The sequence below is a fragment of the Paraburkholderia xenovorans LB400 genome, from assembly GCF_000013645.1.
In the GTDB taxonomy this organism is placed as follows: domain Bacteria; phylum Pseudomonadota; class Gammaproteobacteria; order Burkholderiales; family Burkholderiaceae; genus Paraburkholderia; species Paraburkholderia xenovorans.
On record NC_007952.1, the window covers coordinates 1,111,438 to 1,136,641 of the forward strand.

Consider the following 25,204-nt stretch of genomic DNA (forward strand, 5'->3'; position numbering starts at 1 on the left):
GCTCATATCGCTTGTTCGCGTGCGCCACGGGGCGCATCGTGGGGCTCGGCACCACGCACAATTCGAACGTCGATCAACGCGGACCACACAATGGCGAAGAAAAACCTCACACGAAACAAGCTGCCCAAACCGGACGCGCGCCAGGCGCTTCTGGTCACGCGCCGCAATGCCAGAATGGCGCGCTCGGCGCATGCGTATGTACGCGGCAATACCAGCAAGTTCTACGAATGGCTGGACGGCATTGAAGGCCATGCGTTACCGGAGGGGCCGGCCATCTGGATCTGCGGCGATTGCCACACCGGCAATCTCGGACCCGTGGCCGACGCGCAAGGGCGCGTCGAGATCCAGATCCGCGATCTCGATCAGACCGTGATCGGCAATCCGGCCCATGACCTGATTCGCCTCGGCCTGTCGCTGGCGACAGCCGCGCGCGGGTCGGACCTGCCGGGCGTGACGACAGTCAGCATGATGGAAGCGCTGGCGGAGGGCTACGAACTCGCCTTCGACGAAGCGGCGGGCAACGCCGACATCCGCGCAGAAAAGCCCGAGGCGGTGCGGGTGGTCATGAAGGAAGCGGTGCGCCGGTCGTGGCGTCATCTGGCCGAGGAGCGTATCGAGGATCTCGAGCCGAGCATTCCGCTCGGCCCGCGCTTCTGGCCGCTGGCGAAGAGCGAGCGGCGCGAGATCGAATCGCTGTTCGAGAAGGGCTCGCTGGCGCGGCTCGCCACGGTGCTGCGCGGCGTCGGCGACGAGGCCGACGTGGAAGTGCTCGACGCCGCTTACTGGGTGAAAGGATGCAGCTCGCTCGGCCGGTTGCGCTATGCGGTACTGCTTGACATCGACGGCGCCGCGGCGGAAGGCGATGACCTGTGCCTGATGGATATCAAGGAAGCCGTGCAGGCCGCCGCGCCGCGCTATGCCGGCGTGCGGATGCCGCGCGATAACGCCGAACGGGTGGTGGAGGGTGCGCGGCATCTGTCGCCGTCGCTCGGCGAGCGCATGCGGGCGGCGCGGCTCGCGGATCGCGCCGTCGTGATTCGTGAACTGCTGCCGCAGGACATGAAGCTGACCATCGAGCAACTGACCCGCGACGAGGCGACCAGGGCGGCGCGCTTCCTGGCGATGGTGGTTGGCCGGGCGCATGCGCGGCAAATGGATAGCGGCGAGCGCAAGGCCTGGCTCACCGAACTGCGCAGAAACCGTTCGAAGACCCTCGACGCGCCAGGGTGGCTATGGAAAGGCATCGTGGAACTGGTGAGCAGCCACGCCGCCGGCTATCTGGAACATTGCCGGCGATACGCGACCGGGCGCGACAGCGGCTGACGCGTTGTGCTTCTGCCGGCGGCGCTCACCTGACCCAGGCCGCCGCCGGTGCCCCGCACGCGAACGTCAGTTCGACAACGACAGGTAAGGCGAAGTGAGCGGCGCGGGCGGGAACGGCTGCAAGCCTGTCTGCTTGCTGAAGCTATACCTCACATAAACCGCCGCGAGCCACTCCCGATATTCATAAGCATTGCCGAGCGAAGCGGTCGCGCCGAACGCGAGTTGCGGCGCCAGTTGATATTCGCCCACCGCGCTGAGCGAATACGACACGCCCGTTTTGCTCTGCCCCGGATATACCGCGCCGCTATCCACGCCGGTGCCGACGAAACCCGCATTCGCCGCCGCCGAACTCTGGCGGTTGGAACCGTCGTTGAGCGGGAAGTAGTTCGACGAATCCTGGCGGTAGTGCTGCACGCCGATCGAGCCCTTCACGTCGTACGTGAACGCCCCGTTGCGGCCGGTCCATTCGACCGGCAGGTTCAGGATCACGTATTGTTGCGGGCTGAAATAGCCGCCCTGGCCATACGTGAAGTACGACAGGTTCTTGTCGTAGCGCATCAGCGTGGTATTCACGCCGACGGTGAGCGTCTGGTCGGCGTCTTTCAGCAGGCGCGTATAGACTCCGCCGCCGCCCTTGACGGCGGTATTGCCCGGCACGTTGGTGCCGTCGAAATACTGGAACGCCGCGTTCACATACAGGCCGCTCGTGCCGTCGTCCCATGCGAGGCTGCCGAGGCCGCCGTTCGAGGTGACGCCGCCCCATTCGAGGCCGGAGCCGGCGTCGCGCGCGCCGGCGTAGGACAGCAGACTGTCGGTCACCGCGCGCCGTGCAATGGCGAGCGAATACGACACCTTGTCGGTGATGCCACCGTTGTACTGCGCGCCGCCCACGATATTGGTCTCGCGGAAACCGATCGGCGTCACGCCGATATCGCCGCTGAGCTGGCGGCCTTCATAGCCGACTGAGAGGCCCACGCCGCTCGCCGTCTGGCTGCCATAGGTGTTGTTGCCCGCGATAGCCGCGGTTTCCGACGTGCTGTTCGACAGACCCGAGCCGAAGCGCGCGAGCGTGGAGACGTTGCCGGCGGCACTGCCGGCATCGAGCGTGACAGGCGTTGCCGTGACGACGACGTGGCCGTTGCCCGCCCTGATGCGCCCCTGGATCGGCGCTTCGATATCGGTGAGGTTGGACAGGCCGTCCTCGCCGCTGCGGTTGCGGAATACGATGCCGCCGGAGATCGAGCTCGACTGCTCGCGGTTGACCTGCGCCAGTTCTTCGGCGACGCCGAGCGTTTGCGCGCTTGCCACGTTCGACGGCGCATACGTGTTGCCGCCGCCGTTCGCGCCGGGTTGCGCCGGATAGTACGGTTGCGCATAACCGGTGGGCGGCTGCGGAATGTACGGCTGCTGTTGTGCGTAATAGCCCTGATACGAGCCTTGATTCTCGTAGCCTTGCTGCTGCGGCGGATACGGTTGATAGGGTTGATAAGGTTGCTGCGGGTAGCCCTGCTGTTGCTGCTGCGCATACGCCGGCTGGCCGTAGTAAGCCTGCTGTTGCTGCGGATAGCCTTGCTGCTGCCCATACGGCGCCTGCGCATAGGCGGGCGCGTTGCGGCTGTTCTTCGACGCGCTTTGCTTTCTGCCGGCCGGACGTTTGGTGCTCGCGCCCGGTGCGCCGTACGGCTGCTGTTGCATCGAGCCGGCGTTGGTCTGCGCTTCGCGCGCGGCCGGCGACATCGGCCAGGGCGTGGCGGCATAGCCATCCGGCGCGCCGTATTGCGCCTGCTGCGGATAGGGCGCTTGCGCTTGCGGATAAGGCGCCTGCTGCGGATAAGCCGGGTTGTATTGCGGAGCCTGCTGCATCGGTGGCATCTGCGCCTGCGGTTGCATCGGCGGCTGGCCCTGGCCGGGATAAGGCTGCAACGGCGCGCCCGACTGGCTCGATCCGTAGGCTTCCTGACCATAGCCGCCCGAATCGGCGCCCTGACGCGGCGCGTTGTATGGAAGAGCGGCGGGCGCCCGGTTCGGCGCGTAAGGCTGCGCGGGCGCCGTATAAGGCGCGACGTAAGGCGCGGGTTGCGTAGGCGGCGGATAGTTCGGCACGGTCTGTGTCGGCAAGGAAGACTGCGAATACGGAAGCGAGGCGCGCGCGGCATTGTAGCTGCCGCCCGCAAGCGCGGCGTTGTCGGCGTCGGTCGGCGTGACCGTCGCGGTCTTGCCCTCGAAAGGATTGGTGCCCGGCAGCGGTGTCGCGCCGATCCGGCGCATCGCCACTTCCCAGCCGCGCGGCACGTTGCTCGCCGGGTTGCGCGGGGCGTTGGCCATCAGCGGCGTGTTGGCGGCCACGAGCGAGCGTTGCAGAAAAGTCGACGCGAGCGACAGCTTGCCTTCCGCGCGATACATGCGGCCAACCGTGGCGAGCACGCCCGGATCGCCTGGAGCCGCGTTCAAGGCCTGCGTGGCGAGCGACTCGGCGTAGCTGAACTGCTTCGCGCCGGCCGCGGCGGAAATCGTCGCCTGCAGCAGGCTCAGGTCGTCGGGCTTGCGTTGCAGCGCGACGCGATAGCTGGCCACCGCGTTGCGATCGTCGCCGGCGGTCGAATAGAGGCGGCCGAGCGCCGCTTGCAGATCGGGATTGTCGGGCATGGCCGCGAGCCACGGCGCGATCACGTCGTAGGCGCCGGCGAGGTCGCCGCGCTGACGCACCGCGTCGCACTGCTTGATGACGATGCCGAGATTCAGATTGCCGAAGTCGGTGCGCTGCTGCGGCGTCAATTGCATCGACGCGAGCCGGCGCATCACCATGCCGAGTTCGGCTTCCTGCTGAGTGGCGGACAGAATGCCCGCGTATTGCAGCAGCAGATCGGTGTTGCCGGGCGCCGCGTTCATGGCGGCGCGCACGAGTCCGAGCGCGCGGTTCGGGTCGCCGGCCTGCTGGTAGGCGGCGGCGATCACGCCGATCAGTTCGGGACTGTTGCCCGCAACCGGCTCCGCCGCGTGCAGCGTGGCGAGCGCCTGTTGGGTCTGGCCGCTGCGCGCCATCCGCGTGGCGAGGTCGGCTTGCTGGTGGACCCACAAGCGGTGTTGCAGGGTCGTCATCGCGTCGGTGCGCTGCGCGAGCGGAATGCGGTCCAGTTGCGCGAGACCCGTCGACCAGTCCTGCGTTTCCGCCGACAGCAACGCGCTCGCGTACAGCGCGTCGGTCATGTCGGGATGCGCGGCGAGCAGGCCGTCCATCATGCTGCGCGCGTTGGCCACCGCGCCCTGGCGCACGTAGATGCGCGCGAGGTCCAGACGCAGCCACGGGTCGTCGGGCGTGTTCAGCAGCGCGTCTTCGAAGAGGCTGCGCGCACTGCCGAGATCGCCGCGCGCTTCGGCCGCGCGCGCCTGCGCCGCCTGTGCTTCGCCACGCAGACGGTTGATGCCGCCGGCCTTCGACTGCTGTTCGGCATTCAGCTGATTGGCGAACTGCAGCGCCTCGTCGCCGCGGCCTTGCGCGGCGAGCGCGCCGACCAGGCCGCGCACCGCGTCGGGATTGTCGGCCTGACGGCGCAGCGCCATCCGGTACGCCTGCTCGGCGCCGACCGGGTCGCCATTGGCGAGCAGCATTTCGCCGAGCAGGACCTGGGCGGTGACGTCGGACGGATTCAGCGCGATCGCGCGCTCGAACAGCGACTTCGCCTTCGCGAACTCGCCGTTGCTGCGCGCGCCGATCGCGTCGCTCGTATAGGTCCAGTAGGTCGCGCTGTCGAGCGCGGTTTTCCAGCGCGCCGGATTGCCGTTGCGCGACGCGCGCTCCAGATCGTTGCGGGCTTCGGCGAAACGCTCCTGCTTCAATGCGGCGATGCCCATGCCGCCGAGCGCGTCGGTGTCGTTCGGGCTGGTGGCCAGCACGGAGGAAAACTTCGCGCGCGCCGTTGCCACGTCGTTGCGATCGAGCGCGGCGAAGCCGTCGGCGATGGCGCGGCCGCGCGCATCGACGGCGGCGTTTTCCTGCGCGCGCGCGCGGGCCGTGCTGTCCTGCTGGACCATCGAATCGAAGCGCGCCTTGACCGCGGCGTCGTCCGTCGCGGTTTGCAGATAGGCCTGATAGAGCGCGGCGTCGGAGGGCCGCGCGTCCAGCCACAGGAGCGCCTGACGCCAGCTCTTTTTCGCCGACGCGCCCACCGTGCTGTCACCCGCGAGTTTTTGCAGCCGCGCGATGCCGTCGCGGCGCGTCACGTCGCGATAGGTCAGATGCTGTGCGTAAGCGAGGGCATAGCGCGGGTCGTCGGGGTTGTCGCGCGCGAGTTGCTCCAGTCCGCGGCGCGCCTGATCCCAGCCTTGCGGCGTGGCCGAGAGCGCCTGGTAGTACTCGAGCTGCAATTCGGGCGTGGCCGGTTTGCCGGTCAGCGCGCGCTGATATTCCTGCACCGCGCTCGCGCTCTGGCCGCTTTGCGCGAGCCGCCGCGCGTCGTTCACGCTCTGGTCGCGCAGGCTCGATTCGCCGAGGCGCCGGCCGAGTTCATCCAGATTCGGATAGTTCGGCGCGACCGCCTTCAGGCGTGCCAGATATTGCTGCGCGCCGGCGCCGTCTTTACGGTCGGCGAGCACCATGCCCATGCCGAAGAGCGCATCCGGTTGTTTGGGATCGATCCGCAGCACTTTCTGCCACGCCTGTTCGGCGAGGTCGCCGCGCTGATGCGATTGCCAGTACTTGCCCTGATCGATCAGCACGTTCAGCGGATCTTTCGAGGCCTGTGCCAACGCATCGGGCGACACCGTCGCCACGCAACAGACCGCCGTGAGACTCAGCGCGAGGCGCAATGACAACGCGAGGGCGCTCAATCGCATGCATTTCTCCAGCTCGGCACGAGACGTCCGGCTTCGTCGAAACGATAGCGGCCGTCGATGAAACCCGTGCCGAACAAGCCCAGCACACGATCGTAGTAAACCGGTTCGCGGCCCGGCACGGCGGCGTCGAGCGCGGCCAGATGCGTGCGCGCGAGGCCGAGGCCGTGCTCGTCGCCGAGCGCCTTGAAATACGGCGCGAGCGCGCCCCAATAGCTGAGCGGCCCTTCGCCGCTGGCCGCGCCGGTGGTCGACGAGACCTTCTCCGGCGGAATGCCGGTTTGCGCGACGCGCGCGCGCATGCCGCCGAGCGCCGCGAGCCACGGTTTGGCGAGCGGATCGGCGGGCGAGGCGAGACCGGCCCACAGATAGACGCGGATCGCGTCGTAGCTGCCGGTGTCGCCGTTTTTCGGATCGACCACGAACTGGCCGTTTTGCCAGGCTGCCCAGTCGGGCGCGAAGCCTTGCGGCGCGGTGGTCCTGATCAGCTTGTAGGCGCTGTCGGCGAGCTTGCCCCACGGACCGTCCGGCATCTCGTGTGCGAGCGCGCGCAGCACCGGCAGCGGCAGATAGCTCGGATTCAGGCGCGTCACGCCGCCGTTTTTGAAGCCTTGCGGTCCGGGCAGCAGCATCGGTCCGATGCCCGGCAGCGTGGTCATTTCCTGCCGTGCGATCTGCGCGGCCAGCGCTTCGCCCATCTGGGTATAACCCGCTTCGTGCCACAGGCGGCCCGCTTGCAGCAGATCGTAGGCGATCCACAGGTCGGAGTCGGACGCGGAATTCGGATCGAGCACACCGTATGAGCCGTCCGCTTTTTTGCCCCATTGCCACGACGGCAGCCGCATGTTCCGCGCGTCGAACTGATTGCCCGCGAGATTGGTGCGGGTCCAGCCGAGCAGCCGGTCGAAGGTGGCGCGGTCGTTCGCGACCAGTGCGAAGAAGAGCCCGTACGATTGGCCTTCGGAGGTGGTTTGCTGCGTCGGCGTGGAGTAGTCGATCACGCGGCCGTCGGCCTGCACGAAGCGTTCGACGAATGCGCGGTAGCCGCTCCAGTCGCCGCAGGCGCCGGGCGCGGCGGTGCTCTGCGCCACTTTGACGAGATTGCCGAAACTTGCCGACGCCGCCAGCCCGAGCGTCAGCGCCACGCCGATTGTCTTGTTGATTCGAACCCGCATATCAGTCCTGTCAGTCCTTCAGGCGGCGCGCGGCGATCGAGCGCAGCGTCCGGTAGAACAGCCCCGCGATGATCAGCGCGGCGAGCACGCCACCCAGCATCAACAGCAGCGGATGCGACGACAGCGCCCAGCGCAGATACTCCTGCGGCGACAGGTGGCCGACGTAATACGCATCGCCGTTCGAGGTGATGGTCACGGTGCGGCCGTGGATCACGGCCATCGCGCCTTGAATCTGCGGCAGCACGTCCGCGTCGAGGAGTGCGGCGGACAGGTCGGCGTCCGACTGGCCGGCCGCGCTCACCAGCGCCACAGCGCTGCGGTTCTTGTGCAGCGGCGATTCGAAACCGGTCAGCAGCGCGTCACCGTTCGAACTGACCAGCGTGAGATCGGCGCGTGCGGGCGTGCGCTCGACGCCGCGTTCGCCATGCCACCAGTCCTGGAGCTTGAAGACGATGTCGGAGAGCTGGAAGGTGCGCGAATCGCCGTCGCTGGAGAACGGCATCGACTTGGCCCAGCGCTGCAGCAGCGGTTGCTTGCCCGGCGCGCCGAAAATCAGCAGGTCCTTGTCGGCGAACTTGTCGGCGTCGTCGGCGGTGCCGAGCGTCACGCCTGTCACCGGATAGCCGGTGGAGGTGCCCATGCGGCCCATCGTCAGCAGATACAGGCTGTAGTCGCTCGAATCGGCGTCGTTCGGCAGGATCACGGCGGTCTCGGAGAGGTCCGCCATGCGCGTGAACGGGAAGCCGCTATTGGCGAACGCGGCCAGGTCGGGCAACGCCATGTAGTGCGGGAACGACGAGAGGTCGATCGTCGAGTTCGGATCGATCGCGCCGACCACATTGTCGAGCAGACGCCCATGACATTCGCCGGTGTTCGGAATGTCGTAATAGAAGTGCAGGCGCAGCTGGGTGCGCGGCGTCAGCAGCAGCGGCGGAATGTGCAAGGTGCGGCGCGCTTCGGCGGTCTTGTCCGGCAGAACGGTGGCGAAGTAATGGCTCAGTTCGAACACCGAAGCGGACTCGGCAGGAATCGGCAGCGCCTGCACGAAGCCGTTGTTCACGCTCACGTTGAGCGAGGAACGGTCGCGCAGCGGACGCACCGTATAGCGGTAGCGCAGATCGATCGGCGCGCCCTTGGTGTGCCACATGAACAGATCGGGCGGCACGCGCAGATTCACGTGCACGGCGTCGGCGTCGTAACCGGACACGGTCAGATCGCGCGGATCGGCGAGCTCGCCGAAACGCACCGGGCGGTTGGTGGGCAGCCAGTTCGGTGCGTCGTATGGCGCGCGCGGCGCGAGTTCGTTCAGTTGCGTGATCGTCGCGCTCTGGCCCGTCAGCGTGTTCTGGCCGATGCCGAGCGACTTCGCGGCGGTTTTCAGTTCGGCCTCGGTGCGCCCGAGCACGAGCAGCAGCTTGCCGCGCGCCGGCGCGTCGCGATCGACCACCGCGATGGTCGGCCCGGAGATCGCCGGAATGTTGACGCCGTCCGGGCGCTGATCGGAAGTCGCGAACACGACGGCATTGCCCGACAGCGGCGCGTTGTCCAGTTGCGCGGGAAACACCGCGCCGCGATAACCGGCGAGCGCGCCGAACCACGACGCCACGATGCCGCCCGCTTCGAGCATGCCGTTGCCCGGCTTTTGCGGGAACACGAACGGCAACTCGAGACGGCGCACGTCGCGGCGGTCGAAGAAAGGCGCCGGCAACGCGGCCAGATCCGGCTTGCTGGCGAGCGACGCATAAGTCAGATCGAGCGAACTGGCATTGCTGACGGTGGCCCACAGCGTGGAGTTCGCCGGGTCTTCGCAACTCGTCGTGTAATGGCCGATCAACTGCACGTTCAGATGGTTGAACTCGGTGATGAAGCGCGGATCGATCGAGACGTCGCGCGCCACCAGCATGCCGGCCTGTTCGTGCGGCACGGGCAGGGTGGCGGCCACTTCACCGTTCACCAGCACCTTGAGCTGCGAGATATTCGAAAGCAGCGCGGGCGAGTAGCTGTACACGAGGTGCAGGACCGCGCCCGTCACCACTTCGTCGCCGCGCACGGAGAAGGCCACGCCGTTCTGGCCGTCGGTGCCGCGCAATTGCAGCGGGTCGAGCGCGCCGAGGTCGGCGAAGGTCAGCGTCTGACGGCGGCCGCCCGGCACCAGCGTGCCCGGCTCGGCGGTGGTCGGCGTCCTGATGCCCAGCGCTTTCACCGACGACGCGGCGAGCGCCGGCGTCGGCGTTGCCAGTTGCGGCTGCGCTATCGCGTTCGGGTCGTAGGGCACGGCCGGGCCCGGCGCGGGCACGCTGCCCACGCCGGTCGCCACCTGGGTGGTTGCCGCGCTTTGGGCAGCGCCCGCCGCACCGGCGCCGCTGACCGTTGCCACGACTTCAGCCGCCGAGGCCAGCGGCGCAGCCAACGCCGTCTGCAACGCGAGCCAGCATGCGAGGCCGCGCATCAGCCGTTGCGAGCCGCGGCGGCCAATGCGGCGCCCTTGCAATCCGGTCCCACTGCGCTCGTGATTCGAGCGTTCGATGTTGTCCTTCCCCATCCGGTTGCGCATAGATCAGTCTTTCGTTTTTAGCTTCTTGACGTCCATCGGACGGCTTTTCATCGAACTGCGAAGGTCGGCATAGAGATGCTCGAACAGACCCGCGATGCCGCGTACGCCGACCGTCAGCACATGCGACAGGCCGCGCAGCGGCGTGTCCTGCTGGCGTCCTTCCGCCCAGCCGGTCCAGGCGTCGGCGCGTGCAAAGGTGGTCTTGACGAACTCGTACTCCTGCTCGCGCGTCATGGTGGAGAAGCGCAGACCCACGCGACCCGGTGCGGTGAAGCTGACCATTGCCGGGAACGCGTATTCCTCGTCGCCGCGAAAGAGGGAGACGCTCACGCGTTCGTGCATCGGCACCTGGATCGAGGCGGGCAGCGCCACGCCGACGCCGCCTTCCGAGTAGTCGATGGTTTCGCAGGCGAGCGTGCGGCCGGTCGAGAATTTGAGCATCACGGGCATCTGCATCGCCACGCGGTGCACCGCGCGAATCTGCCGGCGCTCGCTCGCGGCGGCCACGCTCGCGCCGAGAATCAGCATGTTGTAGGTGGTCCAGCCGAGATTGAGGATGGTGGTCTGCACCACACTGCGAATGTGCCAGTTGAAATAGATGTGCACGACGCCCACGCAGAAGCCGATCAGGTTCAGCAACAGCAGGAACAGATACGGCCGCGAGATGGCCCAGTCGAAGTAGTTCTTTTCGATCTGGCCGCCCTTGGCCGTCACGTTGAACTTGCCGAGCTTCGGGTTGATCAGCGCGAGCAGGGTGGGCGCGGTGATGTACGAGGCCAGCACGGACTCATACACTTCGGCCCAGAACGAATGGCGGAACGAGCGCTGCATGCGCGAGTTGGTGATGCTCGCGTGCATCATGTGCGGCAGCGCGTAGATCGCGATGGTGCTGGCGGCGGCTTCGATCACGTGCGCGCCGAAGAACAGATACGACAGCGGCGCGGTCAGGAACACCAGACGCGGAATGCCGTAGAAGAAGTGCATCATCGCGTTCAGATAGCACAGCCGCTGACCGATTTTCAGACCCTTGCCGGTGAGCGGATTGTCGATCCGGAAAATCTGCGTCATGCCGCGCGCCCAGCGAATCCGCTGGCCGATGTGGCCGGAGAGACTTTCCGTGGCGAGTCCCGCGGCTTGCGGAATCGCCAGATACGCGGTGGTGTAGCCGAGACGGTGCAGCTTCAACGCGGTGTGCGCGTCTTCGGTCACGGTTTCGACCGCAATGCCGCCGATCTCCTCGACCATGGTCCGGCGCAGCAACGCGCACGAGCCGCAGAAGAACGTGGCGTTCCACAGATCGTTGCCGTCCTGCACGAGCCCGTAGAACAGTTCGCCTTCGTTCGGCACCTTGCGGAACGTGCCGAGGTTGCGTTCGAACGGATCGGCGGAAAAGAAATGGTGCGGCGTTTGCAGCATCGACAGCAGCTTGTCGCGCAGGAACCAGCCGAGGCCGATCTGCAGGAACGAGCGGGTCGGAATGTGATCGCAGTCGAAAATCGCGAGGTATTCGCCGCTGGTGATCTTCAGCGCTTCGTTGATGTTGCCGGCTTTCGCGTGGCGGTTGTGCGTGCGGATCGTCCAGTTGACGCCGACCTCTTCGCAGAACGCCTTGAACTCGGGGCGGCGGCCGTCGTCGAGCACGTGGATCGAGATCTTCTCGGCCGGATAGTCGAGCGCGAGCGCGGCGTAGATGGTCGGCTTCACCACCGAGAGCGGTTCGTTGTAGGTCGGAATGAACACGTCGACGGTCGGCCATTCGTCGCGCGAGACGGGCAGCGGCATCGGCGTGCGCTTGAGCGGCCACGCGGTCTGGAAGTAGCCGAGCATCAGCACGACGGTCGAATAGAGTTCGGCGGATACCAGCAGCAAACCCCACCAGGCGTCGAGCGGATGCTCCCAGTAAGTCGTCGCGGTCAGCCGCCAGTACATGTAGCGGCCCGAGGTGAGCACGGACAGCATGATCATCACCATTGTCGCGTACCGGCCTTGCAGGCGGCGGAACATGAGCGCGGTAACGAAGCAGCAGGTCGCGAACGTCAACTGTTGGTAGAACGCGAGCGGCACCGTGAAGACGAAGTACAGCATCACCAGTGCGAACAGCGTGACGAGGCCGGTGATGATGCGGCTGTTCCAGAAGCGCGCGTCGACGAAGCGTTCGAGCCGCGACGGCTCCGCGGGCTCGAGCCCGGGCGTTGAAGTCGTGCTCATGCGACGTTCCTCGGCGAGACGGCGATGGCGTCGACCGTCGTCATGAGCCATGTGCCGCATGCGCGGAAATCGGCGGCCGCCTGGCTGAGCGGATCGTAGTGGATCAGCGTCGTGTCGCAGGCGAGCGCCTCGCTCACGCCTTCGTCCAGATGGATCACGCCCGGAAACAGTTTCGCGCCGAGCATCTGGCGCAGCACCTTGAGGACGTCTTTGGTCAGCTGGCGCGACTGGTCGATCTGGTTGACCACGTAGCCTTCGCCGCCGAACTCGGCGCGCGGCGCCGCGTACGCGTCGATCAGCCGCTCCATCTGCGGAATCGCGGCGTACGAGGCGGCGTCGGCGAGCACCACGTTCAGCGCGAAGGTGGCCGCGCACAAGGCCGTGCGCACGTAGGCGGACGAACCCGGCGGCGTGTCGATGATCACGATGTCGGCCGCGTCGAGGCGCAGATTCTGCAACGACTGCGCGAGCCAGCGCGGCTCCTGGTCGATATACGCTTCGAAGCGGCGGCGGTCGTCTTCGAGCAACGCGCCATAGGGCAGCACGGTCACGCCGTCCACGCCGTCGAACATCACGGTCTGCCACGGGTCGCCCGTCAGCGTGGCGCGCGACAAACCGTCGATGCTGTCGAGCGGCACACCGAAGTGCAGACGCAGCGCGTTCTGCGGGTCGAGGTCGAGCGCGATCACACGCCGGCCGCTCGCGGCGAGCACGGAAGCGAGATTGGCGGCGAGGGTGGTCTTGCCGACCCCGCCTTTGGCGGACACCACCGCGATGACTTTCATGAGCGACGAGGGCCGTTGATCAGCCACGAGTTGGAGGTGCGGGGCGCGGCGGCGGGCGCAATACCGGCTGGTGCGGCGGCCGTTTGGGCGGGCGTGCCGCGCAGACGGTCGAAGATGGTTCGCAACGGCGCCGGTTCGCTGCCGGTTGCAGCGGGTTGCGGCGGTGCGGCTTCGGGCTGCGGCGCGAACAGCTTGCCGAGGATCGAAGCGGGTTGCGATGGCGCGGCGGGTGTGCTCGGCACCGGCGGCATTGAAATCGCCGAGGGCGCTGTCGTATAAGCGCGTGTGAGTGCCGGGGCTTGTGCCCAATTGGGCGCGGCGGCCGGGATCGTTTGGGTGACAGGAGTGACGGGCGTGCGCAAGGCAATGGCGGGCGGCACGGAAGCAGCCGGCGCGGCTTGCACGGTCGCTGGCGCCGCGGCGTCCGCTTCCGCAACGGCGCTTGCGGCTTGCGGCGCCGCTTCGGCTTTCGATTCGAGCGCGCTAAAGCGCGAAGCGCCCCTCGGCACCGTAGCCGGCGCGGCCACGGCCACGGGCGGAATGTCCCGCCGATGCGAGCGGGTGAACAACGGCGCCTTCGCGCGCGTCACGGAGGCTGCGTCTTTCGACGTGGAGTCCTGGCGATCGACGGCCACCGGCGACCCCGCCGCCATCGGCGCCTGAGGTCTGGCCTCGCGACGCTGCCCGATCGCGGGAATCGTGGGCTGGGTCAGATCGAGCGTGACTAATAGTGGCCAACGGGTGCGCGCCGAACGCGCCTCGTTTTCACGGCCGATTTCCTGGTACGCGTTGGCGTCGCCGCCAAAGTGATCGAAAAGTTTTTCGATGTCGCTCGATGAACTCATTGTGCCGCCGTCTCGTTCATGACTAGCCTTGCCCCGATCCCAACTTGTGTTCGCGGCGCTAAAACACGGGTACTGTTCGTCCCGCTACTTCACGCGCACCGGTCTGGCGCGTTCTGCACTTCGTGTTGCTGCCTGTGCTGCTGCTTCCATGCGCAGTGCGTCCCCCTCAAACAGGATGACGGCCCAGACGAAACTCGATGGCAGTGTCCTCGCTATACCCGCTCGTTTGCGCCACCGACAAACCTTGCGCGCCCAATGCGCTCAACCAGGTCTGATACACGCCTTCGAGAAACGCCGGCGTCCAGGCAAGCGCCGTGCCGCCGAATGCCTGCAACGGCGCGCAATAGTGAACGATGCGCAGCGACTCGGCTTCGTCCGCCAATTCGACGTAGCCCCAATCCATGTCATGCCAGTAGAGGTTCAAGGTGCGTGCGAGCTCGGCGGTCGACTCGCACGCGGGCAGCGGATGCGCCGCGGCAAAGCGGCTGCCCACGCGGTGCATCAGTTGGCGCAGTTCGTCGCGACCGATCTGCGCTTCGAATTCGCTTGCCAAAGCGGTGAGCATGCCGCGCCACTGTGGCGAGATTTGATGTTCCAGCAGGTAATCAAGAATAGGGACCATGTTTTCCGGGAGATGGTCGTTGTTTCGAGCCGCTTGACAATCCGACGCCTACGACCAGGCGCAAAGAAAAAGAGCTTTCGGGAAATGGAGTATTGCGTTCCGCCGGAACTACTTTTATCGGGTTGTCTAGTCTGTTCACCACGCTTCGAAGGAGTCTACTTAAGACATTAAGATTTAACCACTCTCGATTCGCCTGCGTATACGCGGAGTCCGCGGTGGTGAAGGCAGATCGATTACGTAACTTTTGCCGCTTGAATCGGCTGTTCGCCCTGCTATCGTGGATGCACCCCTAACAATGCGGCCGTCATGGTTGCATTAACGGCCGGTTTGGTCGTTGATTTAACTCTTTCGTTTCGTGATAAACGCAACGTTGCGCGACCGCGTGGCGGGCGCGCATTTTCCCGGGCAGGCATTCTTTCCGAGTCTTTCGATTGCCTTGCGCATCCCAACTTTCGCTCGCGCCCGTTAAGCTTGCGCACTTGCTTCGGGTCGCGCGCGAAACGCGCGCGTGGCACATTGGTATGATGCCGTTCGATAATTCGCCCCAATGTTCAATCCACTCAGCATTCTTCTGGTCACCATTCTGTCGAGCGTCATGGCAATCGCCGTGCTCGGCTCGTTGTGGCGCGCGGCGATTCCCGGCGTCGGCTACTGGGTGTCGGCCAACGCCGTGGCGATCGTCGCATTGCTCGCTTTCTCGCTGCAAGGCCATGCATCGCAGTGGCTGACCTTGGTGGCGTCCAATGTGCTGATGGCCGCTTCGCTGCTGCTGGTGGTCGAAGGCTGTTTCCGCTTTCTCGGGCGCCGCGCGCGGCCCTGGCCGGCCTACGCGGGCCTTGTCGCGGTGCTGGTGGGCATTTCGTACTGGACCTTCGCCGCGCCGGACTTCAACGCGCGGGTCGCGCTGGTGTCGGCGTTTCACGCGAGCCTGTATGTCGTGCTCGCGGTACTCATGCTGCGCGGGCGTCCTTCGAACCGGCCGCGCTACAGCTATTACTTTCTCGCGGTGGCGGCGCTGCTGCTGTTCGCAGGGCACACCTCGCGCGGGGTCATGTACGGCTTTGGCTGGCTGGTGCAGACCGGGTTGCTGCAGGTCTCGCCGTCCAACGTCATATTTCTCGCGCTCGGCATTCTTGCGCCGCTGTGTCTGTCGATCGGCGTGGTGATGCTGGCCCACGACCGCCTCGCCGAACGGCTCGAACGGCTTGCCAATATCGACGACCTCACGGGCGCGCTGTCGCGCCGCGCGTTTCTGGCGGTCGGCGACGCGCTGCTGAACGCGTCGCGGCGAACCCGTTCGCCGCTGGCGATGGCGATCATCGACATCGACTCGTTCAAGGCGGTCAACGACAACCACGGTCACGCCGCGGGCGACCAGGTGCTGAGCCACTTCGCCACGTTCGTCGCACGCAACCTGCGGACCGGCGACGTGTTCGGCCGGCTGGGCGGCGAGGAATTCGGCGTGCTGTGTCCGGCCACCACCACCGCCGAGGCGGTGAGCCTGCTCGACCGTCTGCGGATCCGCCTCGCGGCAACCGCGCCGAACGGCCTGCCGCGCGGGCTGCGCTACACCTTCAGCGTCGGCGTGGACCAGCTTCGGCGCGACGAATCGCTGGCCCAACTGATGGCGCGTGCCGATGGCGCGCTCTATGTGGCCAAGGCGTCGGGCCGCAATCGGGTGATGGCGGCTTGACGCAAACCGGCCTGTCAAGAAAGATTCTCTGTTCTATTTGTACGGAAGGCATAAATATTTGTCGGATACTGGCCGATAAACATGGGCAGAGTGACCGGAACCCGCCTGGTATCTATCGATATGCTTTCCAACTCAATGCAGCACCCGTCCGATTCCGGTTTGCGCGATCGCTTTCACGTGCGCTCGCTCGAACACCAGCGTCCGCTTTCCACGGTAACGATGGCGTTTACCGTGGTCGCGTTCCTGTGTTTCATCGGGGCGCGCAACCTGGTCGATGGCCCCGCTGCGCCGCTCGCCTACCGGCTCGGATGTGCACTGGTGCTCGCGCTGCTCGTGCTGGCGATCCCGCGCGCAAAGTCGACGTGGGTATTCGGGCTGATCGGCGTGGCTTACTCGCAGGTACTGGTGGCGGGCCTTGCGCTGAACGTTGCCGGCGTCGCGCAACCGCTGTTGTGGGTGCTGCCCGCGATGGTCGTGATACCGGTCTGCGCCGCGCCGCTGTGGCTTACGCCCACGCATTTCGTTGCCGGCAGCGCGCTGCTTTACGCCACGGCGTACGCGCTGCTGTTCGGCGCGCCGTTGACGCGCGATGTCGAGATCGTGGTGTGGATGTGGATCGCGGCAATCGGCGTGCCGACTTCCGCCGTGTTCCATTTCGGCTTCTACCGGTTTCGCCGCAACCACTTTCTGCTCGAAAGCCAACTCGCGCAACTCGCGGCCACCGACCCGCTAACCGGCCTGCAAAACCGCCGTTCGTTCGTCAAGCAGGCTGAGCGCCGTCTCGACACGCTCGCGCCGGAGACGCGGATCAGCGCGATCTTTCTCGACATCGACAACTTCAAATCCCTGAACGACCGCTTCGGCCATGCGGTCGGCGACCACGCGCTCTACGAGGTGGCCCACGCGTTGATGGAAGAAGCCTCCGCGGACGACAGCGTGAGCCGCATCGGCGGCGAGGAATTCGCGCTGCTGCTGTGCGATGGGCTCACCGGCGCGCTTCATCTGGCCGAACGGCTGCGCCTCGCGATCGCCGCGATCGAACGGCCGGACGGCCAGTTGACCGCGAGCTTCGGCGTGGCCGAGCACCGCAGCGGCGAAAGCATCATGATGCTGCTCGACCGCGCCGACGAAGCCTTGCTGCGCGCCAAGCACTCCGGCAGAAACCGCGTGTGCGCCGAGCGCCCGCTGCCGCGCGACGCGTTGCAACTGCTGGTCGACGACGCCGCCGGCGAGGATGGCGCGGCGGTGCGGCGGCACCGATGGGAGGATTACTACCTGACCTCGCATTTCCAGCCGCTCTACAGCCTGTCGCATCAGAAGCAGGTGGGATTCGAGGCCTTGCTGCGCGGCGAGCAGGGCGACGGCACGCTGGTGCCGCCCGCGGTTCTGTTCGCGCCGAAGCCCTCCAGCGACGAAGGCGCGCTCGACCGCGCGAGTCACGCCGTGCATCTGGCCAATGCGCGCGGGTCGCTGCCGGACGGCGCGTGGCTCTTCCTCAACATTCTGCCGGCCACGTTCATCGCCGAAGGTTATGCGGATCAACTGGCAAAGCTCGTGCGGGCCGTGGGACTCGAACCGGAACGGGTGATTCTGGAGATTCTCGAATCGCACGGCGGCAGTGTCGACGACATGTCGCGGGCGGCGGCGTTGTACCGCGAGCACGGCTTCCTGATCGCCGTCGACGATTTCGGCGCGGGTCAGTCGAATCTCGACCGGTTGTTCCGGATTCGCCCGGACCTCGTCAAGCTCGACGGCGAACTGATTCGCGCGACGAGTCACGGCACCGAGCAGCCCATTCTGCCGAAGCTCGTTTCGCTGCTGCATCAGGCGGGCATGCTGGTGGTGGTCGAAGGCGTGGAGACCACCGAGGAACTGATTCTCGCCGTGGAATCGAATGTGGATTTCGCGCAGGGTTATCTGCTGGGCCGGCCGGCTGCGGAGATTGCGCCGCCGGAGTCGGTGCATCGGCGCATCGACGATGCTTTCGATGTCATCGCGCATGGCCGCGCGCATCAGCATGCGCTGTTCGAATCCGAAGTGGAGCCTTACCGCGCAGCCTTGCGGCTCGCCGCCGACGCGTTGCTGGCCGGCGTCGCCAAGGAAGTGGCGTTTGTGCCTCTCGCAAGGTTCGATCGCTGCATCAGCTGTTTCATTCTCGACGACTCGGGCAGGCAGATCGGCCAGGAAGTGCCGGGGCCGGCCTGGAGTAGCGACGGGGCCTCGCTGCAACCCGTGGCGAATCCACGCGATGCGCGCTGGGATCATCGTCCGTATTTCCGCAATGCGGTGCTGTTGCCGGGCGTGGCGGTGGCGAGTAATCCTTATCTTTCGCTGGCGAGCGGCAGGCCTTGTATCGCAGTGACGCTGGCGGTGCAGTTTGCCGCCGGGCGCTGCGTGATCGGGGTGGAACTGGACTGGTCGGCGTTGGGGCTGCCGTGGCCCGCGGGGGAGTAGGTTTTTTTCACGCCGCAGCCTTACGGCGTGAATGATGAGCGGACTCGCTTGATCGTTTAATAGCCGCCTGTGGGCGAGGTCGCCATCGCCGCGCTCTGTTTATACGACGCCGCCAGATCTGCCGCCGCACGGCTCAGCAGACCCGTGTCCGTGCCGACCGCGACAAAGGTGGCGCCCGCTGCGAGATAATCGGCGGCAATCGCCGAATCGGGCGCGAGCACGCCTGCGGCTTTGCCCGCGCTTCGCGCGATCCGGATGCCGTTGCGAATCGCTTCGCGCACGCTGGCATCGCCGGGTTTGCCCAGCAGGCCCATCGAGGCGCTCAGATCCGCCGGACCGAAGAACACGCCGTCGACGCCATCCACTGCCGCAATCGCCGGCAAGTTCTGCATGCCCTGCACGGATTCCACCTGCACCAGCACGCACAACTCATCTGCCGCCGTGCCCAGATAATCCGCTATGCGGTTCCAGCGCGATGCGCGCGCCAACGCACTGCCCACGCCGCGAATGCCTTGGGGCGGATAGCGGGTGGCGGCAACCGCATCGGCCGCCTGTTCGGGCGTGTCGATCATCGGCAGCAAGAGGGTTTGGGCGCCGATGTCGAGCAATTGCTTGATCAACGCGGCGTCGCTGCGCACCGGCCGCACCACCGGATGCGATGCATACGCGGCCACGGCCTGCAATTGGGCCAGCGTGCTGCGCACGTCGTTCGGCGCATGTTCGTTGTCGATCAGCAGCCAGTCGAAACCGGCGGTAGCCAGCAACTCGGTCACGTAGGCGTCGGCGAGCGCGGCCCACAGGCCGAATTGCGGTTTGCCTTCGGCCAGCGCGCGTTTGAAATGGTTTTGCGGTAGAGACATGTTGGTCCACTCAAATGAAGTTCAGGCCGATTCCGCCGAGCGGACCATAGTCGACATGAAAAGTGTCGCCCGCCCGCGCGGGAATGGGGCTGGTGAACGAACCGCTCAGGATCACGTCGCTCGCGTTGAGCATTTCGTCGTACGGAGCGATCTTATTGGCGAGCCAGGCCACGCCGGTGGCCGGATGATTCAACACTGCCGCCGCGAGTCCGCTTTCTTCCACCGCGCCGTTCCTGTAAAGCAGCGCGCCGACCCAGCGCAGATCGACGTCCAGCGGACGCACCGGCCGGCCGCCCAGCACGATGCCCGCATTCGCCGCAAAGTCCGAGATCGTGTCGTAGACCTTGCGCGGCGCTCTGGTCTCGCGGTCGAACTGTTCGATGCGCGCGTCGATGATTTCCACGGCCGGCGTCACGTAGGCGGTCGCGTCCAGCACGTCGAACAGCGTCACGCCCGGGCCCTTTAACGGCCTGCTCAGCACGAACGCCAGTTCCACTTCCACGCGCGGCGCAATGAAGCGGTCCGCGCGGATGTCCTGGCCGTTTTCGATAAACATGCTGTCGAGCAGCGGTGCATAGTCGGGTTCGTCGATCTGCGACGAGCGCTGCATGGCGCGCGAGGTGAGGCCGATCTTGCGGCCTTTTATCACGTGGCCTTCGGCGAGTTTGAGTTTCACCCACTCGCGCTGGATCGCGTAACCGTCCTGCACGGTCATCTGCGGATAGGCGGCGGAGAAGTGGCGCAATTGGGTACGCGTTTTCTCCGCATGGTCGAGTTGCGCCGCAAGGTCGCGGATAGTCTGTTCGTCTAGCATGGTGGATTCTCGATGAGCCGCTATTCGGCCTTCAGGCGCGCGTGCAGGTTGTTGTGTTTCCACGTACCGGCTTCGCTGAATTCATTGATCTCCAGCGACAACGCCAGGCCGTGCTGTTCGAATTCAGCCGCGAAGTGCTGTTTGATCAGCGCGAACAACGCGTCGCCGGTGGCCTTTTTTGCGGCTTCCGAGCGGCCTGCGCCGATCTTCAGGTTCGCATGCAGGAACGCGGCGTCGGCGCGTCCGTCGGCGATGCAGTACTGCTCGCAGCGCAACGCGCGCACACGGATGCCGCCGAGCGGATAGACGCGCCGTTCGCCTTCGTTGCCGGTTTCGCGCTGCGCGTCGAGGCAGTGCGCGAGCGCGTTGCACAGGTGTCCGATGCTTTGCGCGCCGGCGAGATTGGCGCTGTATTCGATTGTCAGATGCGGCACGGTGAACTCCTTCGTTGCAACTCAAACGGGCAGAGGCGTAACCGGAAAGATCGCGTTGATCTGGCCGGTGCCCGAACTGCCGAAATATGGCGTGACGACTTCCACCTTGCCTTCGTAACGATCCCAGCCGAGCGCGCCGAGCAGCATGGCGGTGTCGTGCATGCCGCCTTCGCCCCAGCATTTCTCGTTGTAGAGCGGCAGCATCTCGCAGAAGGTCTTCCAGTCGCCGGCTTCCCACAACTCGACCACCTTGCGGTCCATCTGTTCGAGAAACGGATTCCACACCTTATGCATGAACTGCTCGGCCGTGCCGTTGTTGGCGAAGTGGTGGCTCAGCGACCCGCTCGCCAGAATCGCGACAGTGCCCTCGTAACGTTCCTCGATCGCCTTGCGCACCGCGAGGCCGAAGCGCACGCTCGTGTCGAGGTCATGCCACACGCACCAGCCTGCTACCGAGACGGCCTTGAAGTGCTGATCCGCATTCATGTAGCGCATCGGTACCAGCGTGCCGTATTCGAGTTCGAGCGTGGTCTCGCTGTGCGCGCGGCTCTTCACGCCCATTTCGCTGGCGACTTCCGCGATCAGATTGCCGAGTTCCACATTGCCCGGATACGCGTACGGCATGTTCCTGATGAAATGCGGCAACTCGTTGCTCGTATAGATGCCTTCGAACTTCGGCGCGCAATTGATATGGTATTCGCTGTTCACCAGCCAATGCACGTCGAACACGACGATCGTATCCACGCCCAGTTCGCGGCAACGCCGGCCGATTTCATGATGACCGTCTATCGCGGGTTGACGGCAGCCCTTGTGCGGACCGTCGAGTTCGGACAGATATAACGACGGGACGTGAGTCACTTTTGCTGCCAACGCGAGTTTGCCCATCGCGGTCTCCCATGCAAGATAACTGCTATTTCGTAAGGCCTGTTCCGCGCGACGCATGATGCATGGCGCCCACGTGCGCAAGACATGCGCGCAAGACATCCGCGCCTCAAACGCCCCAGCGCGGAATGTGATGCGAGCCGAGCGACACACAAACGTTCTTCGGTTCGAGGAACACTTCGTAGCTCCATGTACCGCCTTCGCGACCCACGCCGGATGCCTTGGTGCCACCGAACGGCTGGCGCAGATCACGCACGTTCTGGCTGTTGACGAAGCACATGCCCGCTGCGACGGCGGCGGCGACGCGCAGCGCGCGGCCCGTGTTCTCGGTCCAGATGTAGCTCGACAGGCCGTAGGAGATGTCGTTGGCGAGCTCGATCGCGTCGGCTTCGTCGTCGAACGGAATCAGGCAGGCGACCGGGCCGAAGATTTCTTCCTGCGCGATACGCATGCGGTTGTCGACATCGACGAACACGGTAGGCTGGACGAAGTTGCCTTTGCGCAGCGCGTCGGGCAACTCGGGCAGATCGAGACCGCCGCACGCGAGCGTCGCGCCTTCTTTCGGACCCAGTTCGATATAGCTGCGCACTTTCGCCAGATGGCCCTGGCTGATCATGGGGCCGACAATGGTGCTGTCGGACAGCGGATCGCCCACGCTCAAACGCTTCGCACGCTCGATGAAACGCTCGGCGAAACGCGCGTAAATGCCCCGTTGCACGAGAATGCGCGAACCCGCCGTGCAGCGTTCGCCGTTGTTCGAGAAGATCATGAACACGGCGGCGTCGAGCGCGCGCTCGAAGTCGGCGTCGTCGAAAATCACGAACGGCGACTTGCCGCCAAGTTCCATCGAAAACTTCTTCAGCCCTGCGGTTTGCACGATACGGTTGCCAGTCGCCGTCGATCCGGTGAACGATACGGCATGCACGTCCGGATGCGCGACCAGCGGTTCGCCGGTTTCCTTGCCGAAGCCATGCACCACGTTCAGCACGCCGGCGGGAATGCCGGCTTCGAGCGCGAGATTGCCGAGCATCGCGGCCGTGAGCGGCGACAGTTCGCTCATCTTCAGCACGGCCGTATTGCCGAACGCGAGACAGGGCGCCACCTTCCAGGTCGCCGTCATGAACGGCACGTTCCACGGCGAGATCAGCGCGCAGACGCCGACCGGATGAAACAGCGTGTAGTTCAGGTGCGTATCGGTCGGATACGTATGGCCGTCGACACGCGTGCACATTTCGGCGAAGTAGCTGAAGTTGTCGGCGGCGCGCGGCACGAGTTGCTTGCGCGTCTGCGAGATCGTCTGCCCGGTGTCCTTCGTTTCGGTCTCCGAGATTTCCGGCACATTCTTCGCGATCAATTCGCCGAGCTTGCGGACCAGCTTCGCGCGTTCCGCGGCGGGCCTGGCGGCCCATGCGGGAAACGCGTCTTTGGCGGCGCGCACGGCGGCGTCCACTTCTTCGGCGCCGCCGCGGGCTACTTCAGCGAGCACCTCTTGCGTGGCCGGATTGACGGTTTCGAAGTAGTCTTTCGCGGCGCCCGATTTGCCGTTGATCAGATGGTCGATTCGCATTGGCTTGTTGTCCCCTGTAAGGCAGTCGATCAGGCGCGGCCGAAGTCCGCGTCCGATCCAATCGTATTGACGAGACGGCCAAGACCGTCGATTTCGCAGACCACTTCGTCGCCCGCATTGACATTGACGATGCCCTCGGGCGTACCGGTCAGGATTACGTCGCCGGGCGCGAGGGTCATGAAGCTGCTCAGGTATTCGATCAGCGCCGGGATATCGGTGACGAGGTCGCGCGTATTGCCGTGTTGCTGACGCGTGCCGTTCACGAACGTGCGCAACTCCAGTTGCGTGACGTCTTCGATATCCGCTGCGTCGACGAACCAGGGGCCGAGCACCGTGCCGCCGTCGCGATTCTTCACGCGCAGGTTGGGGCGGTAGTAGTTTTCGAGGTAGTCGCGAATCGCGTAGTCGTTGGCGATCATATAGCCGGCTACATGCTGCATGGCGTTTTCGCGGGTGACGTTGCGCGCGGTTTGCCCGATCACGACCGCGAGTTCGCACTCGTAGTGCATGAAGGTGACGTCGGCGGGGCGGCGCGTCACGCCGCGATGACCCAGCACCGTGCCCGGTCCCTTGAGAAACACGAGCGGCTCTTCCTGTTTGCCGAACTGCAACTCCTTCGCATGCTCGGCGTAGTTCAGGCCGAGCGCGAAGATCGTGCCGACTTCGATCGGGGCAAGCCAGACCACTTCATGTTCGCCACGCACGCGGCCGTCGGCGAGACGCACGCCATTGGCGTCGGGACAGGCTTCGTGAATCGCGCCTGCATACGCAATACGGCCGCGCATCATGGCTGTTCTCCCACTTGTTCCTCGGCACCGACGAACGACACCGTAAGCGGCGGCATTGCGCCGATCGACAACGTGGCCGAGTCGCCGATATGCGCGACAGGCGAACCATGCGGCACGCCGAGCGTGATGACGTCGCCCGCGCTGAGCGTCATGAAGTCGGTCACGTCCGCGAGCAGTTGCGCCACATTGCGTACCGACGACGCGGTGCTTGCGTTGAAAGTCGCGCCTGCGGCAAGCGAAACCCTGATTTGCAGATCGTCCGGCGCGGGAATATGACGCGCTGCAACCACGGCCGGTCCGATGACGCAGAAACCGTCGCGTGCCCGGAATCGCACAGACGGCCGGTACACGCTCGCATGCGGCACGCTGAGATCGGCGACCAGCGTATAGCCGGCAATGTAGTGCAACGCCTGCTCCACGCTGACACGTGTTGCAGTGCGGCCAATCACGATGCCGAGCGACGCGCCGACTTCCACGCCCAACGCGTTGTCCGGCACCGCGACACGCGCGCGATGTCCGGCGAGCGTATTGCGCGGCTTCAGATAGAGCACCGGCGCTTTCGGCGGCGCTTTATAAGGCGCGGCGTGCATTGCATCGCCCAACGCCGCGAGCGCGGCGCGGTCGTTCAGCAAGGTGCCGTAGACCGCGCCGCTGACCGGCGCGCGGCACGCCATGCCACGTGCGAGCAGCGCGGCCGCGCTGCCCGCATCCACGTCGCGGGGCAGCGCCTCGCCTTCGGGATGCAGCAGATGATCGGCAAGTGCAAACATAAATGACCTGTCTCTTGTCAAAAACACTAACATGTTAGTAGTATTGCGCTTGATATCATCCACGGTCAATAGTCTGCCGGCTGATCGCGGGTTTTCCCTTAAGCTTTCACGGCTGGTTTCAATTCAACTTCCACTATGTCTGCTTCCGCTTCGACCCGAGTTTTGCACCGCAACCTGCCGATGTTGTTGCTGCGCGCCAGAGAAAAAATGATGGAGCGGTTTCGTCCGTTGATTACCGCGCATGGATTGACCGAGCAGCAGTGGCGCGTGATTCGCGCGCTGAACGAACACGGCCCGATGGAGCCGCGCCATATCTCCGATATCTGCACGATTTCGAGCCCGAGCATGGCCGGCGTGCTCGCGCGCATGGAGAGCATGGAACTGGTGACCAAGGAGCGGTTCGCCGAAGATCAGCGGCGCGTGCTGGTGTCGCTCACGGACACGAGCCTGGAATTGGTGCGCGTGATTTCCAAAGACCTCGAGGCGCATTACCGCGAGTTGGAGCGCAAGGTGGGGCCGGAGATCGTCGAGCGCGTGTATCGCGCGGTGGACGATCTGCTGGCCGGTCTGGAGGAAGAAGAGGAGTGAGGTAAGGCCTGG

At 65.4% G+C, this 25,204-nt stretch carries 18 protein-coding genes; 4 read left to right on the top strand and 14 right to left on the bottom strand.

Annotated features, from left to right (window positions below; translation table 11 throughout):
- Positions 1–90: 90 nt before the first annotated feature.
- A complete protein-coding gene (locus tag BXE_RS26950; protein WP_011491293.1) occupies positions 91–1,323 on the top strand; it encodes a DUF2252 domain-containing protein in 1,233 nt (410 codons plus the stop codon).
- A gap of 66 nt (positions 1,324–1,389) precedes the next feature.
- Here the strand turns inward: BXE_RS26950 and BXE_RS26955 are convergent, their stop codons facing one another.
- The 7 genes from BXE_RS26955 to bcsD form a co-directional block, all read right to left on the bottom strand.
- Positions 1,390–6,156: a cellulose biosynthesis protein BcsC gene (locus BXE_RS26955; protein ID WP_011491294.1), complete on the bottom strand. Its 4,767-nt coding sequence runs from the start codon at positions 6,154–6,156 to the stop codon at positions 1,390–1,392.
- Complete coding sequence (gene bcsZ / locus BXE_RS26960; protein WP_011491295.1) at positions 6,147–7,328, bottom strand: cellulose synthase complex periplasmic endoglucanase BcsZ; 1,182 nt, start codon at positions 7,326–7,328, stop codon at positions 6,147–6,149. Before bcsZ ends, BXE_RS26955 begins: the two co-directional genes overlap by 10 nt.
- A gap of 10 nt (positions 7,329–7,338) precedes the next feature.
- Positions 7,339–9,882 (bottom strand): cellulose biosynthesis cyclic di-GMP-binding regulatory protein BcsB, encoded by a 2,544-nt coding sequence (gene bcsB / locus BXE_RS26965; RefSeq protein WP_011491296.1) that lies wholly within the window; start codon positions 9,880–9,882, stop codon positions 7,339–7,341.
- 3 nt (positions 9,883–9,885) lie between these two features.
- Entirely contained in the window at positions 9,886–12,090 is a 2,205-nt protein-coding gene (bcsA, locus tag BXE_RS26970; RefSeq protein ID WP_011491297.1) for a UDP-forming cellulose synthase catalytic subunit, read from the bottom strand.
- Positions 12,087–12,875 carry a cellulose biosynthesis protein BcsQ gene (gene bcsQ, locus BXE_RS26975; protein ID WP_011491298.1) on the bottom strand — a complete coding sequence of 263 codons (789 nt, stop codon included), beginning with the start codon at positions 12,873–12,875 and terminating at the stop codon, positions 12,087–12,089. The genes bcsA and bcsQ overlap by 4 nt, the downstream gene beginning before the upstream one ends.
- On the bottom strand, positions 12,872–13,720 hold the full coding sequence (gene bcsP, locus BXE_RS26980; protein WP_011491299.1) for a cellulose biosynthesis protein BcsP: 849 nt from the start codon (positions 13,718–13,720) through the stop codon (positions 12,872–12,874). The genes bcsQ and bcsP overlap by 4 nt, the downstream gene beginning before the upstream one ends.
- A 166-nt stretch (positions 13,721–13,886) precedes the next feature.
- Positions 13,887–14,342, bottom strand: a complete 456-nt coding sequence (bcsD, locus tag BXE_RS26985; RefSeq protein ID WP_011491300.1) for a cellulose biosynthesis protein BcsD — start codon at positions 14,340–14,342, stop codon at positions 13,887–13,889.
- Between the two features lie 547 nt (positions 14,343–14,889).
- On the opposite strand from bcsD, the gene BXE_RS26990 reads away from it, so the two are divergent.
- Together BXE_RS26990 and BXE_RS26995 are read left to right on the top strand one after the other, a co-directional pair.
- Positions 14,890–16,035 (top strand): GGDEF domain-containing protein, encoded by a 1,146-nt coding sequence (locus BXE_RS26990; protein WP_011491301.1) that lies wholly within the window; start codon positions 14,890–14,892, stop codon positions 16,033–16,035.
- Positions 16,036–16,155: 120 nt separating this feature from the next.
- The gene (locus BXE_RS26995) at positions 16,156–18,489 is read left to right on the top strand and encodes a bifunctional diguanylate cyclase/phosphodiesterase (RefSeq protein ID WP_040124879.1); all 2,334 of its coding nucleotides are present in this window, start codon (positions 16,156–16,158) and stop codon (positions 18,487–18,489) included.
- 56 nt (positions 18,490–18,545) lie between these two features.
- Here the strand turns inward: BXE_RS26995 and hpaI are convergent, their stop codons facing one another.
- From hpaI to BXE_RS27030, 7 genes are all read right to left on the bottom strand, one after another.
- The gene (gene hpaI / locus BXE_RS27000; RefSeq protein WP_011491303.1) at positions 18,546–19,349 is read right to left on the bottom strand and encodes a 4-hydroxy-2-oxoheptanedioate aldolase; all 804 of its coding nucleotides are present in this window, start codon (positions 19,347–19,349) and stop codon (positions 18,546–18,548) included.
- A gap of 10 nt (positions 19,350–19,359) precedes the next feature.
- Positions 19,360–20,163, bottom strand: coding sequence for a 2-oxo-hept-4-ene-1,7-dioate hydratase (hpaH, locus tag BXE_RS27005; protein ID WP_011491304.1), 804 nt, complete (start codon positions 20,161–20,163; stop codon positions 19,360–19,362).
- 20 nt (positions 20,164–20,183) lie between these two features.
- Positions 20,184–20,597: a 5-carboxymethyl-2-hydroxymuconate Delta-isomerase gene (locus tag BXE_RS27010; RefSeq protein WP_011491305.1), complete on the bottom strand. Its 414-nt coding sequence runs from the start codon at positions 20,595–20,597 to the stop codon at positions 20,184–20,186.
- 21 nt (positions 20,598–20,618) lie between these two features.
- Positions 20,619–21,482 carry a 3,4-dihydroxyphenylacetate 2,3-dioxygenase gene (gene hpaD / locus BXE_RS27015; protein WP_011491306.1) on the bottom strand — a complete coding sequence of 288 codons (864 nt, stop codon included), beginning with the start codon at positions 21,480–21,482 and terminating at the stop codon, positions 20,619–20,621.
- Positions 21,483–21,588: 106 nt separating this feature from the next.
- Positions 21,589–23,046, bottom strand: a complete 1,458-nt coding sequence (gene hpaE, locus BXE_RS27020) for a 5-carboxymethyl-2-hydroxymuconate semialdehyde dehydrogenase (protein WP_011491307.1) — start codon at positions 23,044–23,046, stop codon at positions 21,589–21,591.
- Between the two features lie 29 nt (positions 23,047–23,075).
- Positions 23,076–23,834: a fumarylacetoacetate hydrolase family protein gene (locus BXE_RS27025; RefSeq protein WP_011491308.1), complete on the bottom strand. Its 759-nt coding sequence runs from the start codon at positions 23,832–23,834 to the stop codon at positions 23,076–23,078.
- Positions 23,831–24,604 carry a fumarylacetoacetate hydrolase family protein gene (locus BXE_RS27030; protein ID WP_011491309.1) on the bottom strand — a complete coding sequence of 258 codons (774 nt, stop codon included), beginning with the start codon at positions 24,602–24,604 and terminating at the stop codon, positions 23,831–23,833. The genes BXE_RS27025 and BXE_RS27030 overlap by 4 nt, the downstream gene beginning before the upstream one ends.
- Positions 24,605–24,784: 180 nt before the next feature.
- On the opposite strand from BXE_RS27030, the gene hpaR reads away from it, so the two are divergent.
- Positions 24,785–25,192, top strand: a complete 408-nt coding sequence (hpaR, locus tag BXE_RS27035; protein ID WP_040124876.1) for a homoprotocatechuate degradation operon regulator HpaR — start codon at positions 24,785–24,787, stop codon at positions 25,190–25,192.
- Positions 25,193–25,204: the final 12 nt, after the last annotated feature.